The sequence below is a fragment of the Mesorhizobium sp. B2-7-3 genome (assembly GCF_006440715.1).
GTDB lineage: Bacteria > Pseudomonadota > Alphaproteobacteria > Rhizobiales > Rhizobiaceae > Mesorhizobium > Mesorhizobium australicum.
This window is the reverse complement of sequence record NZ_VFTY01000015.1, coordinates 39,405-57,771: the sequence shown is the minus strand read 5'-3', so window position 1 is coordinate 57,771 and position 18,367 is coordinate 39,405. Positions and strand designations below refer to the sequence as shown.

The window sequence follows — 18,367 nt, the reverse complement described above, 5'->3', positions numbered from 1 at the left end:
CAGCCTAAGTCGCCTGCCCAGCCGTTTTCGGGATCACCTCTTGAGGCGTGGCCCCCCTCGCCTTCTTGGCGCGGTCAAGACCGGCAAGCGCGGCAAGCGAAGCTGCCTTGTTCTGGCTCTTCATCTCCTGCTGAAGCGCCGCAAGTGCTGTCTGGACATCCGACCACTGCGCGACATCGGTGCTCAGGCCGAAGATCTTGGCAATGCTGAGTTCCACCAGTTCCTCGTCCTCGCCGTGCAGGGTCTCGTGGAGCTTTTCGCCCGGGCGGATGCCTGTGAAGCGGATTGGAATGTCCGTATAGGGGCTTTTTCCCGTCATGCGGATCATCGTTTCGGCCACTTCGACGATCGGCACGGGCTTGCCCATGTCGAGCATGTAGACGGCGTAATCCTGGCCGGCCGGCCGCGAGGCGGCATCGGCCGCCGACATGATGACGAGATCGACGGCTTCGGCGACGGTCATGAAATAGCGCGTCATGCGCCGGTCGGTTATGGTGACCGGCCCGCCGGCCTCGATCTGCGCCTGGAATATGGTCGCCACCGAGCCATTGCTGCCGAAGACGTTGCCGAAGCGCACGGCGATGAACTTGGTGGAGGCGCGACGCCCGCCCGGTTCGCCGGCCGGCGTGCCGTGCAGGGCGCTGACGATCTGTTCGGCGGCCCGCTTGGTCATGCCGAGCACGGAGGTCGGATCGACGGCCTTGTCGCTCGAGACCATTACGAATTGCGCCACGCCGCATTTGGCCGCGACCTCGGCGCAGACAAGCGTGCCGAAGACGTTGGTCTGGATGGCCGATTCCCAATTCTCCTCCAGCAGCGGAACATGCTTCAACGCCGCTGCATGGAAGATGATGTCAGGTTTGAATTCCGTGACCACGCGCGTCATCTGGCGCCGGTCCGCGACATCGACGATGCGGACCTTGAGGCGATCATGATGCTTCTCGTCGATATACTGGCTCAACTGGAAGATGCCGAATTCGGAATTGTCGGCGACCAGCACGGCCTCGGCTCCAAGCTCCAGCGACCGCTTGACCAGCATCCGCCCGATGGAGCCGGCGCCTCCCGTGACCAGGACGCGCTTGCCGCCGACGAAGGCGCCGATGCGCTCGATGTCGGATGGCACAGTCGGGCGGCGCAGGATCGTTTCCATCTCGACGGCATCGAGAACGAGCTTTCCCTCCTGGCCCAGCTGCGAAAGGCCTGCGAACTGCACGACCGCTATGTCGGCGTGACGCGCGACACGGACCAGCTCCGAGTATTCCTCGATCTCATGCTCGGCGCCGCTGCCGAAGATCAGCAGATCGAGGCTTTTGGTGCCGCTCGCATAGTCCTCCAGGACATCGATCAGGCGCGGCCGGGTCGCCACCACCGGGACCCCTTGAATGCGCGTGCCGAGCGGCGCGCCATGCTCGGTGGCCATGATGCCGGCTATGGTATGATCGGGGGGTTGCGCCGTGCGCGTGAAACGAATGATCAGGTCGGCCTCGCCGAGCCGGCCGACGAACAGGGCCTGCTTGGTGCGCGCCAAGTCGGCCTTGCCGCTGAGAACACCCCAGCTCGCGCCGTCACGCAGGAAGCGGTAGAACAGCCGGGGCGCCGAGATGACGGTGAAGGAGACGAGCAGGAAGACGATGAACTGGCGCTCGTTGAGCCCCGCGACAGGCTGAAAGGAACGCACGAACAGCGAAACGGCGTAGAGGACGAATGTCAGTATCGCGCAGCTCTTCAGGATGTTGAAGAAATCAGGCGTCGAAGCGAAGCGCCAGACCGTGGTGTAGAGGCCGCAATATCTGAACAGCAGATGGCTGATGACCACGATGCCGGCCCAGGTGACAAGGCCCTCCGTGGAGAGCGCCCCAAAGGAAAGATCCGACCGCGACAGGACGAGGCTGAGCGCCACGGCGACCAGGACCATGACCACGTCCTGGACCATGATGAAGGCGCGCCGCATCTGAGGCCTGAGCCCGAACACAGCTTCTATATAGGATACCATTGGGCAGTACTGAACTCCGGACGTGAGAACTTCAACACCAATGCCGCGCCAGGTCGAATACCATTCGCCACCGGCCACCTATGTTAGCGCAAATTTCTCGGCCCCCGCCGCCTTTATCGCATAGCGTGGACTTGAAGCCATCGCCAGGGATTTTTTCACCGGCGTCTCATGAACGAGCGCGTTGATGAAGATATCATGCAACAGCGACTGGAAAAGTAGCTTCCGCTTATAAACACTGTCGCGCGACTCAGGTGGATTACAAGACCGGCCGAAAGATTGGAAATTTCGGCGGATTTGACGCCGCCTTTCTGGTCAACTACTCACGAAGTCTCGCCCAAGCCATTACCGACGCACTATTTGGAGAGCCCGAGGAACACTGGACGGCTGGCCAAACGATTTCCGGTTGACAGATGGGCGCACTGCAATATGACGGCCTTCCCCCACACTAGCCAAAGTGAAGTAATGAAATTTGGATCGAGTGGCCTTCGAGGCTTGGCTTCGGAACTGGTCGGCAAACCGAGTGGACTTTATACTGAAGCCTTCGCTTGGCGCCTAGCAGCAGGCGGGCTCCAGCCGAAGGCCAAGGTGTTCATAGGTCGCGACTTGCGCGATAGTAGCCCGACCATTGCAGCCAACTGCATGGCTGCCTTGGTGGTTGGTGGCTTTCAACCGATCGATTGCGGTGCCATTCCAACACCAGCTTTGGCGTTGTATGCTCGGCAGCATGGCGCAGCGGCGCTTATGGTGACCGGTTCGCATATACCCGCTGACCGCAATGGCATCAAATTCTATAACCTGCAGGGTGAGATCAGCAAGGCCGATGAGGCCGCTATAGCACGCTATGCCGCGGAAAGGTCAGACGCTTATAACGCCCCGCCCGCAATAGGAACGGCTTTGCCAGGACATCATGACCAGGCGATTACCGCCTATCGCGCGCGCGCTGACGACATCCTGGAGCCTGGATCCCTTTCAGGCATGAGGCTCGGCGTCTATCAGCACAGTTCGGTCGCGGCGGACCTTCTCGTGAAGGTTCTCCAATCTTTTGGCGCCCATGTGATACCTGTCGGGAAATCCGATACCTTCGTACCTGTCGACACCGAAGCCGTTGACCCGACCACAATTGCAAAGTTCAAGGGTTGGGCTCGAGACTTCAAGCTCGACGCCATCGTGTCGACCGACGCCGATGCCGATCGACCACTTATCGCCGACGAGAATGGCGATCTGTTTCGTGGCGACCTGATCGGCCTCGCCACGGCCTTGTTCTTGCGGGCTGATAGCGTAGTGACGCCCGTGACCTCCAATTCAGGCATTTCGGAAGCTTTCGGTTTTACGGTTCTGAGAACAAAGGTGGGATCTCCATTTGTCGTCGAAGCCATGGAAGCCTCCTACCATCCCGAAAAAATCGTCATTGGCTTTGAGGCCAATGGTGGCGTTCTCCTGGGGTCGGACTGTTCACTACACGGAAAGACGTTGACGGCACTGCCGACACGAGATTCCCTGCTCCCCATCCTCGCCGTTCTCGGTATGGTAGCGACGACAGGAAAATCCCTGTCGCGTTTGCGCGAACTGTGGAATCTTCCCGCCTGCGCAAGCGAACGTCTCGAAAGTTTCCCGGTGGAGAGTTCCCGCAGCTTGATGCGCCGGCTTGCGGACCGGGATGCACTGCAGCGATTTCTGGCGCCGTTCGGGACCGTTGCCGACGTCGACGAGACTGACGGGCTAAGGACAAAAATGGAAACCGGCGAGATCATCCATCTGCGGCCGTCCGGCAACGCGCCGGAGCTTCGCTGTTACTCAGAGGCTATGGACCCAAGCAGAGCGACAGCGATCGTGGCGCTGACGCTCGAAAGAGCGCGGGCAATCACATCCACAAACGAAGCAGAGGTCGCGTAATGAAAGTGGTTCCCGTCATCATCAGCGGTGGAGCCGGATCGCGACTATGGCCCGCCTCGAGGCAATCGCACCCCAAACCTTTCCTCAAAGTGGCTGACGGACATTCTCTTATTCAGCACACAGTGTTGCGCGCAGCTTCGATAGAGCATGTCGTGGAACTCGTCGTGGTAACGTCCGGAGAACACCTGTTCCTGACGAAAGACGATTTCGACGAACTGGATTCCGTGATGTTGCCGCGCACATTTCTGCTCGAACCGGAAGGCCGAGATACGGCCGCCGCGGTGGCGGCGGCCGCTATCCATGCCAAGGCAACGCAGGGTCCTGAGGTGATTCTGTGTGTCTTCCCGGCGGATCACATGATTGGCAACCTGCCTGCTTTTTTGGCCGTGATGGGCCGGGCCATCGAACACGCCCAGCTGGGGCGGATCGCCACATTGGGCATCAGCCCGACCAGACCGGACACTGCATTCGGTTATATCGAAGCGGATGGTGAGAAAGTCGTCCGTTTCGTTGAAAAACCTGATCTCGAGACGGCCAAGGCCTATGTCGCATCCAAGCGCTTCTTCTGGAACGGCGGCATCTTCTGCTTCAGCGCACAAACCATGCTCGACGAAATGGCTTTGCATTGTCCCGCGGTGATCCAGGCTGTCTCCGACAGCTATGAGAACGGCCACTTCAGTCAAGGCGAAGGCTTTGCCAAGATCGAACTCGCGCCCGAGCACTTTGGCTCCGCCCCGCGAGTCTCGCTTGACCACGCGGTCATGGAGAAGACAAACAATCTTGCCGTGGTTCCCTGTGACATGGATTGGAACGACATCGGGTCGTGGAACGCAATGGCCGACCTGATCGCTCCCGATGCAAGCGGGAACAGGATACGCGGCGATGTTCACATGATCGACACAACCGGTAGCTATGTGAGCTCCGATAAGCGCGTCATCGGCACGGTCGGCGTCAGCGACCTGGTGATCGTGGATTCCCCGGATGCGTTGCTTGTCGCATCCCGCGACCGTGTTCAGGACGTCAAGAAGCTGTTTGACGACCTCAAGGCTTCTGGACATGAAGCGCACCTGCTTCACAGCACGGTGCACCGCCCGTGGGGTACCTATACGGTTCTGGAGGAAGGCGAGCGCTTCAAGATCAAACGCATCGAGGTGAAGCCCGGTAGACGTTTGAGCCTGCAAATGCACTACCATCGTTCCGAGCACTGGGTCGTGGTCAGCGGCTCCGCGAAAATAGTCAATGGCGACCAGGAGCTGTTTCTGGCGACCAACGAATCGACCTACATCCCCTGCGGTCACAAACATCGGCTGGAAAACCCGGGAAGAATCGACCTGGTGATCATTGAAGTACAAAGCGGCGATTATCTCGGCGAGGATGACATCGTGCGCTTCGACGACGTATACGGCCGCGCCTGACAACCGGTTGGCTCGCTGTGCTTGGCGAGCAACCACTAGATAGAACCGAGAACATTGATGACAAAGAAAGCCTTGATTACCGGCATTACCGGGCAGGACGGCGCCTATCTGGCGGAACTCCTACTTGCCAAAGGATATGAGGTTCACGGACTTGCGCGGCGTTCAAGCACCGCCGATGTGAACACCACGCGCCTGAAGTGGCTTGGCATTGAAAAAGATGTTCGGATCGTGGACGGAAACCTGACGGATTTGTCTGGTCTGGCTAGAACGATGCGCGACGTGAAGCCGGATGAGGTCTATAATCTTGCCGCTCAATCCTTCGTCAAATCGTCGTGGCAGCAGCCGATCCTGACCGGCAACGTGACCGGCATAGGCGTGACCAATGTGCTTGAGGCCATCCGCCTCGAATCGCCTGAAGCCCGTTTCTATCAGGCATCGTCCTCGGAGATGTACGGCCTTATCCAGGAACCGATGCAATCCGAGACGACACCTTTCCACCCACGCTCTCCATATGCGGTGGCGAAACTTTATGGCCATTGGATTACGATCAATTATCGTGAAAGTTTCGGTTTGCATGCCTCGAGCGGCATCCTGTTTAATCATGAATCCCCGCTTCGCGGCATTGAGTTCGTCACCCGCAAAGTCACTGACGCGGTCGCGCGCATCAAGAAGGGCATGGCAAAGGAATTGCGGCTCGGGAACATCGACGCCAAGCGTGATTGGGGTCATTCCAAGGACTATGTCCGCGCGATGTGGCTGATGGTGCAGCAGGACCAGCCGGATGATTACGTGATCGCGACAGGCAGGACGACGACTGTGCGCGACATGTGCCGGATTGCATTCGAGCACGTCGGGCTCAATGTTGACGATCACCTTGTCATCGACCCCGACTTGTTCAGGCCGGCGGAAGTCGAAATCCTGCTCGGCAATCCAGCCAAGGCAAAGGCGAAGCTGGGCTGGGAGGCGACGATCTCGCTGGAAAAGATGATCCGCGAAATGGTGGATGCGGATCTCGAACGCCACGCGAACCCAGCCAGACGTTAAGCTGGATGGGAACCGTTTTTGCCTCATGGTCGGTAATTTGAAGCATCGTATCCTGATTACCGGGGCAAGCGGATTTGTCGGCTCTGCGCTGTTGCGCCTCCTGGAACGGGAACACAGTTCCTGCGAGGTGTTCGCGTTTGGCCATGGCGAAGGCCAGCGAAATGCCATCGACCTGCTGGACCGGGATGCGGTCGACACCGCCGTGCGGAAGGTCCAGCCCACCTCGCTCATTCATTTGGCCGCGGTTGCAGCACCTTCCGATGCCCGCAACGCGCCGCGCCATGCCTGGAACGTCAACTTCACGGGAACGATGAACCTTGCCGAATCGGTGATGCGCCACGCGCCGAAGGCCCGGTTCGTCTACATTGGCAGTTCGGAAGCCTATGGGGCTTCGTTTGCGAGCGTGGCCGGCCCAGTGACGGAAACCGTGCCGCTTCAACCGATGACGGTCTACGGCGCCACCAAGGCGGCTGCGGACTTGATGATCGGGCAAATGGCCTATGACGGCCTGCGCGCGGTGCGCTTTCGCCCGTTCAACCATACCGGCCCTGGTCAGTCGGACGCCTATGTGGTTTCCGCCTTCGCGCGGCAGATTGCCGAGATCGTGTCGGGAAAAAGCGAGCCCGTCATTCACGTCGGAAATCTCGAAGCCGAGCGCGACTTCCTCGATGTTCGCGACGTGGTGCGCGCTTATGCGAGTGCGGCGCTTCTGGAGCTGGATGCCGGGCCCGACCATGTCTATAACATCGCATCAGGACGACCGCGGAGGATCCAGCATATACTGGACATGCTCATAGCGCAGTCGGGCATCAACATCGAGGTGCGTACCGACCCGGCCAAATTCCGCCCCAATGACATTCCCGTCATGTGCGGTGATGCGGCAAAAGCACACAATAGGCTGAATTGGACGCCTTTGGTGCCGTTCGAACAGACAATTGCCGACGTTTTCGGATATTGGCACCGGCTATGTAACGCCCGCTGACGGCAAGACGCAGCGCGCAAAGGGTCGATCACATGCTGCGAAGCTTATGGCACTACCGCCATTTCATCATTTCCTCCATCAGAGGCGACTTGAAGGGGCGTTTCGTGCGGTCGCGCCTGGGCGGCCTGTGGTTCATCCTTCACCCGCTTGCGCAGGCGATCATCTTCTCCATCGTGCTTTCGGAAGTGCTCAAGGCACGGCTTCCGGACACGGACAGCCCCGCGGCCTACCCGATCTACCTTCTGTCCGGCATGGCCGCGTGGACGCTGTTCAGCGAGATCCTTACGCGCAGCATGACCGTCTTCATCGAGCAAGCACCGGTCATGAAGAAGATCGCGTTTCCGCGCCTGTGCCTGCCTGTGATCGTCGGCGGCACGGCGCTAATCAACCACCTGCTGCTGCTTGTCGCCATCTTCGTGATCTTCATCTTCCTCGGCCACATGCCAGGCCGCGCATTGATCCTGCTGCCGGTCGGGATCATGCTGATTTCCGCAATCGGATTCGGTCTCGGTGTCATCCTCGGGGTGATGAACGTTTTCATTCGCGATATCGCGCAGGTCATGACGATCGTGCTGCAGCTCTGGTACTGGCTGACGCCGATTGTCTATCCAGCCAACGTCCTGCCGGAACAATACAGCTTCGTGCTCAGCCTCAACCCGATGGCTCCCTTGGTTGCATTGTACCAGGATGCGTTGCTGTTCAACCGCTGGCCCAGCCCCGAAAGCCTCATCATGCCGGCCATTCTGGGGCTGCTCAGCATGGTCTTCGCGATGATTTTCTTTCGCCGTGCAAGCCCTGAACTCATCGACGTGCTGTAACCATGACCGTGCTCTCCGTAAGTCATTTGTCGAAACGCTATGCGAACTATGCCAGCAACCTCGAGAGGTTTGCCGGCTGGTTCGGAGCGCCAGTTACCCCGACGGAGGAATTCTGGCCGGTCAGGGACATCTCCTTTTCCCTGTCCCCGGGAGAAGCCCTTGGGCTGATCGGGCAGAACGGCGCCGGCAAGAGCACGCTTTTGAAGCTAATCACCGGCACCGTGCGGCCAACCGAGGGTGCGGCGAGTGTCTCAGGCCGCATAAGCGCCATCCTGGAACTCGGGCTCGGCTTCAATCCCGAATTCACCGGGCGCCAGAATGCCTTCCATGCCGGCGGGCTGATGGGTCTCTCGCACGGGCGTCTGGCCGAACTCATGCCGCATATCGAGGACTTCGCCGAGATAGGCGAGTTCTTCGACCAGCCGGTCCGAACCTATTCGAGCGGGATGCAGGCACGGCTGGCGTTCGCGCTTGCCACCGCCGAGCGGCCGGAGGTGCTGATCGTCGACGAGGTGCTCTCGGTTGGCGACAGTTATTTCCAACACAAGAGCTTTGATCGGATACGCAGCTTCAAGGCGGCGGGCACATCGATCATTCTCGTCACTCACGCCCTGGCCGACGTGAGGGCATTGTGTGACAGGGTGATCCTGCTGGACAAGGGACATGTGCTGAAGGACGGGGCGCCCGACGAGGTGATCGATTACTATAATGCCCTGATAGCAACCAAGGAGAATGCGAAGCTGACGGTGGAGCAGCGGCGGGAAAAGGATGATTGGCTCTACAGCAGAAGCGGGACCAAGGCAGCCGCGGTAGAATCCGTGGCGTTGTTGGACGGCGAAACCGGTGCCCAGGTAAAGATCGCCGTTTCAGGACAGAGCATGACGGTTCGAACGCGGATTGTTGCGAAAGAGGATATTCCGGAGCTTGTCATCGGCTTCATGCTGAGGGATCGCGCCGGTCATATAGTGTGGGGAACCAACACCTGGCACACTGGTCAGGTGCTTTCGAACATTGCGGCTGGAGACAAGCTCGAATGCCGACTGCGCCTTGCCTGCTCCCTTGGCCAGGGCTCATATGGTCTATCGGTCGCGCTGCATACGGGAGACGTCCACATCGACAACAATTTCGACTGGATAGAGAACGTCGAGGTTTTTGACGTCATCAGTTCAGACAGCCCCTTCTTTGTCGGGACGAGCCGCCTTGAGCACGCTTTCGAAATCGTCCGATGAAAAATTTTGACGATCTGTACAAGGCCTTCGAGGACCGCTTTCGTGGGTCAAGGGAACTCGTCAAGGGCCGACTTGAGATCTATCAACCCCTGTTGGCGCAGGTGCCGAGGCAACCTGAAGGGCCGACTCTTGCGATCGATCTTGGCTGTGGACGTGGCGAATGGCTTGAGATACTCACCGAGGCCGGGCTGGAAGCCGTCGGCGTGGATCTGAACGGAGGCATGGCGCAGGAAGCCATCGAACGTGGACTGAGAATCGAGCTTCGGGATGCGATCGAATATCTGCGAGAGCAACCGGATGAGACTGCGGCCGTCATTTCAGCCTTCCACATGGTCGAGCACGTGCCTACCGATTATCTGATCGAACTCTTGAACGAGTGCCGCAGAGTGCTGGCCGAAGATGGCCTGCTTATCCTGGAAACCCCGAATCCGGAGAATATTTCCGTCGGCACGCACACCTTCTATCTTGATCCGACCCATAAAAGTCCCCTGCCCCCGAGCCTGCTCGAGTTCCTGGTGGAGCAGGTCGGCTTCCCCGAAATCGCGATCCTGAGGCTGAACGGCAGTCCCATGATCAAGGCAGGGCCGATCGAGCGCAGCATTCATCTGATGTTCGAGGTAGGGCGCGACTATGCCTGCCTGGCAAGAAAGCAGGGCATGCAATCCGAGGGGAAAACCGGATCACTTGCAGCGTTTGTGCAGGCCGCGTCGCAGCAAGTGCCCACGGATATGGCAAAAATAAAAGGATGGCTTCATTCCGCTGACGAAGAGATCGTCAACAGCTCGGACGGAGGAGCCACGTCGTCCAACGCGCTTCAGTTTCAACAATTGACCGAGAACCTCGCCGCCCAGTCGGAGTTGATGCAGGCTGGAAACAAAGCACTCACGGACACGGTAGCTTCTATCGGCAAGCAACTGCGGGACGTCATTAAGGACAGGGCTGTGGCCGCCCGCGATGCCGAAATCGCCCGTCTCCAGCAACAGATGGCGGAGACGGACGCTGTAAGCACGGAGCAATTGACAGGCAGACAAGCTGCCATCGAAGAGCGAGATGCTGAAATTGCACGCCTCCAAAAACTCATGGCGAACATGGAGGCTGCAACCTCGAGGCAGGTGGCCGAGCGGGATGCCGAAATTGCCCGACTGAATAAAAGCGTTACGAAACTGGCCGAACAGGTTCAACCGTTGGCTGTTCTGGTCGACGCCTTTCAGAATTCGACGTCTTGGAGAATTACAGCGCCAATGCGCGGACTTATCGGGGGGGCAAGCGCTGTAGCGCGGATTCCAAAGGTAAATGCCAAGCTCCTGATGCAGCATGGCCTGCTATGGTTGCGCCGAAGACCTCGAGCTTCGGTATTTGTTCAACGCTTGATACGGTTCGCTCCGCTCCTCGAACGCCGGCTTCTGGGTTTCGCACGGTCAAGCAGCGGTTTGGTCCCAATCGACACAGGCTGGAAGCTTGATCCGGACCCCGCCGTGCTTGATGCGTGGCGTAGACGCCTCAGGGCTGGAAAATAGACATGACATCGCAGCCATTGAGACTCTGGGTCGACGGCCAGTGTCTGCAGACGCATAGCCGAAAACGTGGAATTGGACGATACGTATTGGACTTGCTCCGCGCCCTTTCGACCCACGAGAGCGGCATAGAGCTGCTCGTCTCGCTTAATGCTGCGATGCCTGAAGCGACAATTGCCGCTCGATCGCTGCTTTCGGGTATCGTGCCATCGCACCGCATTCACGTCTGGCACGGGAAAGTCGAAGGGGGCGAAGCCGACTACGGACACACGACATGGCGCAGCCGTAGCGAAATGGCTCTCGTCCATCACGTCAACCAACTCAGTCCAGACATTGCCCTGTCCGCGAGTCCCTTCGAAGGCGCCGTCGACCCCGCGGTTCCGTATCTCGGTGGCTCATTGGCGACGGTCAGGACGGCAGCCATGTTTTATGACGCTATCCCGTTCAGGTTTCCTGACAAATACATTCGCGACCCTCGTCAACGGGAGTATTACGATCGGCGTCTTTCCAGCTATAAGAATTTTGACCTAGTGTTCACCATTTCAGATTTCTCCTCCCGGGAATTTCGACATTTCTCTGGGTCGGAAAAAGAGCTATGCATTGGCACCGGCATAGCTGAAAGCTTTGTTGAGCTTGTAAACGGCGGAACAGATGAAAATTTTTACGACTGTAAATACGTTCTATATGTTGGCGGCTTGGATTGGCGAAAGAATCTTGAGATAATACCAAAAGCTTTTCAAAGCATTCCTAAACCGCTGCAAAATTCTTTGAAATTTATTCTAGCCGGAGAGATTAACTCCGACGAAGAAGGTGAATACTCCAACATCTGGCAATCTCATGGTTTGTCGGCTGATCAGATCGTATTCACAGGCGCGGTCGATGACAGAACGCTGGTCCGCCTCTATAAAGGGGCGGTTGCACTGGTTCAGCCCTCGTTCATGGAGGGCTTCGGCCTAACGGCGCTTGAGGCAATCGCCTGCGGAACGCCTGCAATCGCGGCCAGAGCGGGCGCGGTTCCCGAGGTTGTCGGAGATGACGCCTTGCTCTTTGACCCGACGTCACCTCTAGACCTTGCTCAGAAAATTGAAACAGTAGCAGCGGGCAAACTCGACTCAAAAAAGCTCAAGGAACTCGCGCAGAATAGAATCGATACGTTCAGCTGGAGAAACGTCGCAGATCATGTCGTTAAGGGTCTGCACGGACTCGACCGCCGCATGGCTGCGCCGCAGATCGAACTTGTCGAAGCGCTCGGCACTATCAAGAGAAATGAAGAGGAAGACGTCTCGACCTTGATGGCTCTCGCCGAGCCCGAGCCCACAAGGCCGCGGCTGCTGGTCGACGCCAGTGCAACACTGATAGACGACCACAGGACCGGCATTCAACGGGTCGTTCGGCGGATCTGCGAAAGTATGTTCCCGAGCGGGTCAAAAGACGAGGGCAAGTACATCTCGTTCTGCGACGATAATACCGGCTGGTACTTTGCAAGAGAATGGGCCGGGCGCCCGCCTTCGAAACAGCAGTCAAACCGGCTCCGGCCACAGGCCGGCGATACCGTGTTGATGCTCGACAGTTCCTGGCCTTTCCATACCCTCCATCCGGCGTTTCTCCGCCCGGTCTTGCTCAAAGGCGGCGACGTCATATCCTGCCTCTACGATATGGTTCCCTTGCGTTCGGCAGCCTTTTGCCATGAAGGCATGCCACCTATTTTCAGCGCGTGGTTTCAAACCGCGCTCATTTATTCCACCGGCATTATCTGCATCTCGCGCGCAGTCGCCGACGAATTGCTGGATTTGCTCGCAGGCATCCGGTTTCCGCGCCGAATGAAGGTCGGCTACTGGCAGCTTGGTGCAGATTTCGCGACAATGGAGTCTCCACCGAAGCCAATTCAGCGAAGCGACGTGGGCCGTCCTTGCTTCCTGATGGTCGGAACGCTGGAGCCGCGCAAGGGCCACCGAGTCGCGCTCGAAGCGTTCGAGGCATTGTGGGCCGAAGGCGTCGACGCAGAGCTCGTCATCGTCGGAAAGATCGGCTGGGGCATCTCGCATCTTGCCGAGCGCATTCGGCATCATGCGGAATTTGGCAAGCGTCTGCATTTGCGCGAAAAGGTCAGCGACAACGACCTTGGCGCTCTTTACAGGGGGTGCGACGCCCTGATCGCGGCCTCCTTTGCCGAAGGTTTCGGCTTGCCCGTCGTCGAGGCGGGCCATTTCGGCAAGCCGGTGCTTGCCAGTGACATTCCGGTGTTCCGTGAGGTGGGCAAGGGCGCGCCCGCAGCGCATTTCTTCGAGGTCGGCTCACCTGCCGCGCTAGCCATGGAGGTCAAGGGCTTCCTGAAGGGCACACCTGCCAAGCCCCGAGAGACGCCATGGCCGACCTGGGCCGAAAGCGCCGTACAATTGGAAGACGTCGTCGTAGGACAGAAATGGTACAAGATCTATGAGCCACAGTCCCCCAGGCCTTTCGCACCGCCGATAGACCTTGGCGACACACGGATGACGGACGCCCTCGGGGATGAGCAACGCGCCCATCGCCTCGAACTTGTGGAAGGCCCTTACAGGACCGATGACGGCGCCGCATTGAAGATCGTCGTCAGTGTGACCAATCTATCCGGGACAGTGTGGTCGAGCTTCGGCCCGACCGACAGACGCCTGGGAATTGCGCTGGGCTATTTTGCGGTCGGCATTGCGGGCGAGCGCTTCCAGTATGACAACGCGCGCGCTTATATCCCGTTTGTCTTGGTGCCGGGTGATACGCACTATATGGCCCTCAACATACCGGCCTCATTGAAAGAGCGCGGGGGCGGCGCGTTCATCGACATCGAATTGGTTCAGGAGGGCATCAGTTGGTTCGGTAGCCCACTACGCGTGCCTCTATAGTACTTGAACGCTCGTTCCAGACTAAATGCCAGCGATCCATAGCTAACGTCTGTTCGTCTCGATTGAGCTTCAATTAGGCGGAGTTCCTACGGGTTTCCGTTGTGGTTGCGCCATTCGGTTGCAAACTGGACAGACAGTTTGAATTGCTCTTCGAATAGCCGGCGGGGAAAGCCAGTGCGGAGAGCAGAAAAACCATTGGGTGCATTCTCTGACATCGGCTATAGCGGCTCCTAACTTGAGAGTGGAGCGCATGTCGAAGAGCCGATTATTTCGCATTATCGTAGCAATTGCTGCCTTGCCTGGTTTGGCACTCGTTCTATTGCTGCACGGGGCGATCCCCGGCGCGATGGTTCCAAGTTACGGGCAATCGATTTGGGCTATCGGTTTCGCGAAAGCAATCACAAACGACCTTAGCATTTTTGCGCACGGCATCGGTGGCCCGGCCCCGGCGGCTATCGCTTTTGGACTCCCAGCAGTCCTCACTATGGTGCCATTTTTGGCAATCGGCCTGAGCGATGGCGACGCATATTCGACTTCCTTCGCGATCTGGCTAGTGGCGGCGTATTGGGGCACCTTTCGTCTTAGCCGTCAGATCGGAGTTGGGCATCTGTTCGCAATCACGAGCGCAATTGTCTGGATGACAATCCCGGTCATATGGATGCACCAAGGATATTCGATGTTGGGCCTGGGAATGTCCTTGGTACCGTTCTACGTCTCCTTCGCCTGGCCCATCGCTTGGCGTGGGCCTCCGACGCTCTATGATTTCGGTGCATTCACGGCAGCGACAACGATTGCCGCGTTCATGGATGGCTATACCTTCGTGATCTCCGCAATGGTGGCGGGTTGCCTTTGGTTTGCGGGCGCTGTAACAGGCGAGCCAAAAGAGGTCCTTGCTCGCCGACTGACGATGTTGGCGGTTGGCTACGGTGCTGCCTATCTGCTGTACAACCAGTTCACTGGCTCCTCCGGCACTGAGGGCTTCGATCTAGACTTCTTTCGTGGCTGGGGCGCTAATATTGAGTTCTTGCTGGTGCCGCCCAGCGGCCTACTGTGGATACCGGACACGCTGGGGCTTTCCGAATCACGAGCGTGGGATGATTACTTCGGCGATCCTTCTGTATTCACCACACCATTTGCCCTTCTGGTCATCATACTTAGTGTCATCGCTGTTGCGTCGAGGAAGGGCGACCGCCGTGCAGTCTGGGCGTTCTTTCTAATCGGGCTCGTCGGCCTTTATCTGTCGCTCGGCCCCTCATTCAAATTCTATGCGATGCGGCCTTCCGGCGTCGCTGGACCGGTTATGTCGGAAGACTTCGCGCCGATCCCGACCGGAACGGGGTTTCTGTCAACTTACGTGCCGGGCTTTATGGCCATGCGGGCAAGCTATCGTTGGGTTGTTCTGGGCATGCTCGGGATGTGGGCGGCATTTGTTGCATCAATGGCCGGAAGGCGCAGCCTGACAGGGTGTGCGCTTCCCCTCGGCGTCGCGGTGATCGCTCTACATATGCCATATTCGAGCCGGATCGGTGGACATTCAAACCAGCGAGACATGCACCTTCAACTGGCAGAGTTCGCTGAGAAGGTTCGTCCATCATTCCGTCCAAATGAAAAGACGCTGTTTCTGCCGTGGGGCAACGATTTCTTCGTGACCTATCTCGCGCCAACAATTGGTATCCAGTCTTTCAACATAGGCGGTGACAAAAACCTCGGAGCCGCAGTGGCTAATTGGCCCGACAGCATCCGTGCGATACCAATGCGGAAGCCGCTAAGCGTGGACTATGTTATTCCGATTACGACGATGCTGACCTCTGGTGACGTGGATGCGGTCGCTCTGTCGTTCATCGACAATACCGCACCCGTCAACAACTGGCCGGTTCCGCAGGACAACAAAGCAGCAGCACTGGAACTTGCCGAAGCGCTGGAGACAAACCCAGCCCTGCTCGTGGCGCGCACTGAAGATTATGTGATCATCCGGCTTCGCTAGTCGTCTGATTGCCTAAAACCAAGAACGCAAACTCCCTCACGAAACCGCGCTTTGCCGGGCGCTTGTACCGTTTCAATCTCTCGCTTTCGAAAAAACTTACCGCCTGGCGATCGGATGTGGCATGATAGCATAAGGACCATAGCTCAATCTAGATCGCGCCATCGGTATTCAGCGTAAAAGAGCAGTAGAGGTCGTCTACGCATCCCGCGGACACCAGATTATCGTGAATGAAAGTAAGCGCAGCGTGGTCGCTGTCGATCAATAGCGGCTGCCCATCTTTAAAACGATAAACATATGGGAACGTCTCTCGCAGTAGCCGCAGCAGGTCGCGGGGATTAATGTCACGGAAGCCGACCATCGTGAAGGCATTAAACTCGACGAGCAACGAGGGCTTCAGGCGCTCTATCGTTTCTCTTCCGCCCCGCAGAACGTCTATCTCGAAGCCTTCCACGTCGATCTTGATGAAGTCGACCTTCTCGATACAATGGATCCCCACGAACGCATCAAGTGTCGACATCTGAACAGTTCCTGTCGACGAATGTCCAAGTGTGTCTTCCGTGACGAGATGGCTGGCAGATGCCGAATCAGGGTTGGAGAAGAAGAATAGTGATCCTTCTCTTGCTCCTAACGCAATATTATGAGCATCTACTAAAGCTGCATTGACCTTGATCGTATCTAGCAGGAGTGGAAAAACATTCGGGTCTGGCTCAAAAGCATAGACCTTTGCAGCACCAGATCTCGCGGCGATAACCGCTGTCATCCCGATATTTGACCCGATGTCTAGAACGATGGCATTATTGGGAAGAGCACGCATTGCAAATGCGAACGGTTCGTCAGGTTCTGCATGGTCAAAGTAGCTGTCACCTTCTCGCCCACAGAGGATGATGTTTTTCCCACCAAACTCGACTTTCCTACTATGCATTAACTCTCTCCGATTGCTTTGCGCCGACTCCAGTAGAGAAAATATAGGCGTTCCCTTTTTACAGGCTTGAACCGTCGACGCCGCTCCTCCTATGCCGGCGCCACCTGTACCCGACGATCCCCTCTACCGACAACCATTCGAGCCTATCGATCGGTGATTCCAGATGCCTCCATCGTCAGTCATTGGTTATCCGATAAAAACCAATCAGCAATCTGCCCGCCAACGAAAAGAAGAAGATCCCCCAGAACCGTGATCGTCCGCCCGATCACCACCGCCAGAAGGATGACGGGGCCAGCGCTTAGCCCGCCGAGCAGGAAGAGCAGAACGGCTTCCCTGACGCCGATACCGGCCGGCGCGCCGGGGGTCACAAGTCCAGCGAGCCAAGCCAGCACATAGGCGCCGGCTATTGCCGGATAGAGGGCGAATTCGCCCGAGCCGCCAGCAAGCTGATAGGCCCCCGCAAAAACCAGACCGGAAAACGCCAGAAATGCGAGGTAGAGAAGAGCAGCCACACCCAAATCTGTACCAAGGAAAGCGGTTGAACACAGCGCGACAGCCACTAGCGCGGCAAAGGAAATCCAACCGAACCAGTCGGAAGCTCCGACCGCCATCAGCGGCAACACAAGCGGCGAAAAGAGAAGTCCGCCGACAATGAGGGCCGCCACTTCATAGGCGGTCGACTTGACGAGCGGTCCGTTGCCGATGCCGGCCGCCACGCCGATCGCCTGCCGTCCTGCAAATTGAAAGATATTGCCGGGAACATATTTGGCGAGTTGCGAAATGGCATAGGTGCGAATCGCCCAAGGCCGCGAGACGGGAGCACCAAGGTGGTGCAGAAGATGTCGCCAGCCGAGAGCAAGCAGCAGGTTCGACACTCCATAGACGCCGGCCAAGGCTATAATGGCGGTGTAGCTGGCTGCTCCCATGCGGCGAAAATCGATCTCGCCGGTGTACCCCTGGAGTCTGATCCCTACGAAAACAACACCGGCCAACCCCAGCAAGGCTCCAATGCGATTGAGCCAGGTCTTGGCACGAGGGCCAAGCGCCACGATCAATGCCTTTTCTTCGGCTTGCAGTGTATCATGGTCCATGGCAGCGGAGACAGAACCTCGACCACATCGAAAAACTCTGAAGCCAGCGCGACGATGCCGCGCTGCGACCAGTGCTGCAGATGGCCGGGCGTGTTGCCCAAGGCCGAGATGTATTTCCCGCGCGCCAAGTTCAGGACACGCCAGATCGGCTCCCGGGGTACACTGAGGATCAGGTCCGACCTGACGATACGCTCCAGCGCTTGCAATGCCTTCCGCGGCTCCTCGAGATGCTCCATTACTTCGCAACATACGATGAGATCGGCGCTGTCTGGTTCAGGGGCCACCTCATAAATACTGCGGACAGCGAAACGCCGGTGGTCAATATCCTTTCCGCGCGCGTTCTCCTTTGCCATTCTGATGACTTGGGCAGAGAAATCGGTGCCTCGCGCGTCGATACCCTGCTCCAGCCAGCGCATGACCCAATAGCCTTCTCCGCATCCGACTTCGTGAATAGTAGCGGGCCTCACCTTAGTCACCAAGCTGGACAATGCCGCTTCGAAACCTTGCACCATCCGGCGGGCGATCGGGTTGCGCGTGCCATATTTGTCATAGGTGTTGCCTATGACGATACCGTCTTCCGCCTGCCCGCCAGCTACCTTCATCTTC

At 58.0% G+C, this 18,367-nt stretch carries 13 protein-coding genes; 9 read left to right on the top strand and 4 right to left on the bottom strand.

From position 1 onward, the window contains the following. Positions 1-4 precede the first annotated feature (4 nt). The gene (locus tag FJW04_RS27025) at positions 5-1,993 is read right to left on the bottom strand and encodes a nucleoside-diphosphate sugar epimerase/dehydratase (RefSeq protein ID WP_181173068.1); all 1,989 of its coding nucleotides are present in this window, start codon (positions 1,991-1,993) and stop codon (positions 5-7) included. A 462-nt stretch (positions 1,994-2,455) separates the two neighbouring features. On the opposite strand from FJW04_RS27025, the gene FJW04_RS27020 reads away from it, so the two are divergent. From FJW04_RS27020 to FJW04_RS26980, 9 genes are all read left to right on the top strand, one after another. After that, positions 2,456-3,886, top strand: a complete 1,431-nt coding sequence (locus FJW04_RS27020) for a phosphomannomutase (protein WP_140717795.1) — start codon at positions 2,456-2,458, stop codon at positions 3,884-3,886. Further along, complete coding sequence (locus FJW04_RS27015) at positions 3,886-5,301, top strand: mannose-1-phosphate guanylyltransferase/mannose-6-phosphate isomerase (protein ID WP_140717793.1); 1,416 nt, start codon at positions 3,886-3,888, stop codon at positions 5,299-5,301. Before FJW04_RS27020 ends, FJW04_RS27015 begins: the two co-directional genes overlap by 1 nt. A gap of 57 nt (positions 5,302-5,358) precedes the next feature. Beyond that, on the top strand, positions 5,359-6,345 hold the full coding sequence (gene gmd / locus FJW04_RS27010; RefSeq protein WP_140717791.1) for a GDP-mannose 4,6-dehydratase: 987 nt from the start codon (positions 5,359-5,361) through the stop codon (positions 6,343-6,345). 25 nt (positions 6,346-6,370) lie between these two features. Further along, entirely contained in the window at positions 6,371-7,327 is a 957-nt protein-coding gene (locus FJW04_RS27005; protein WP_140717789.1) for a GDP-mannose 4,6-dehydratase, read from the top strand. Positions 7,328-7,431: 104 nt separating this feature from the next. Then, a complete protein-coding gene (locus FJW04_RS27000; protein WP_246674034.1) occupies positions 7,432-8,145 on the top strand; it encodes an ABC transporter permease in 714 nt (237 codons plus the stop codon). Positions 8,146-8,147: 2 nt separating this feature from the next. Then, positions 8,148-9,374 carry an ABC transporter ATP-binding protein gene (locus FJW04_RS26995; protein ID WP_015318712.1) on the top strand — a complete coding sequence of 409 codons (1,227 nt, stop codon included), beginning with the start codon at positions 8,148-8,150 and terminating at the stop codon, positions 9,372-9,374. After that, a complete protein-coding gene (locus tag FJW04_RS26990; RefSeq protein WP_140717785.1) occupies positions 9,371-10,891 on the top strand; it encodes a methyltransferase domain-containing protein in 1,521 nt (506 codons plus the stop codon). Before FJW04_RS26995 ends, FJW04_RS26990 begins: the two co-directional genes overlap by 4 nt. Before the next feature lie 2 nt (positions 10,892-10,893). Next, a complete protein-coding gene (locus FJW04_RS26985) occupies positions 10,894-13,764 on the top strand; it encodes a glycosyltransferase family 1 protein (protein WP_140717783.1) in 2,871 nt (956 codons plus the stop codon). Positions 13,765-14,014: 250 nt separating this feature from the next. Further along, positions 14,015-15,748 carry a hypothetical protein gene (locus tag FJW04_RS26980; protein WP_140717781.1) on the top strand — a complete coding sequence of 578 codons (1,734 nt, stop codon included), beginning with the start codon at positions 14,015-14,017 and terminating at the stop codon, positions 15,746-15,748. Between the two features lie 148 nt (positions 15,749-15,896). Here FJW04_RS26980 and FJW04_RS26975 read toward each other — a convergent pair whose 3' ends face one another. From FJW04_RS26975 to FJW04_RS26965, 3 genes are all read right to left on the bottom strand, one after another. Next, entirely contained in the window at positions 15,897-16,670 is a 774-nt protein-coding gene (locus FJW04_RS26975; RefSeq protein ID WP_140717778.1) for an FkbM family methyltransferase, read from the bottom strand. 179 nt (positions 16,671-16,849) lie between these two features. Next, complete coding sequence (locus FJW04_RS26970) at positions 16,850-17,761, bottom strand: hypothetical protein (protein ID WP_246674033.1); 912 nt, start codon at positions 17,759-17,761, stop codon at positions 16,850-16,852. Further along, positions 17,722-18,363, bottom strand: coding sequence for a class I SAM-dependent methyltransferase (locus tag FJW04_RS26965; RefSeq protein ID WP_140717777.1), 642 nt, complete (start codon positions 18,361-18,363; stop codon positions 17,722-17,724). Before FJW04_RS26965 ends, FJW04_RS26970 begins: the two co-directional genes overlap by 40 nt. Positions 18,364-18,367: the final 4 nt, after the last annotated feature.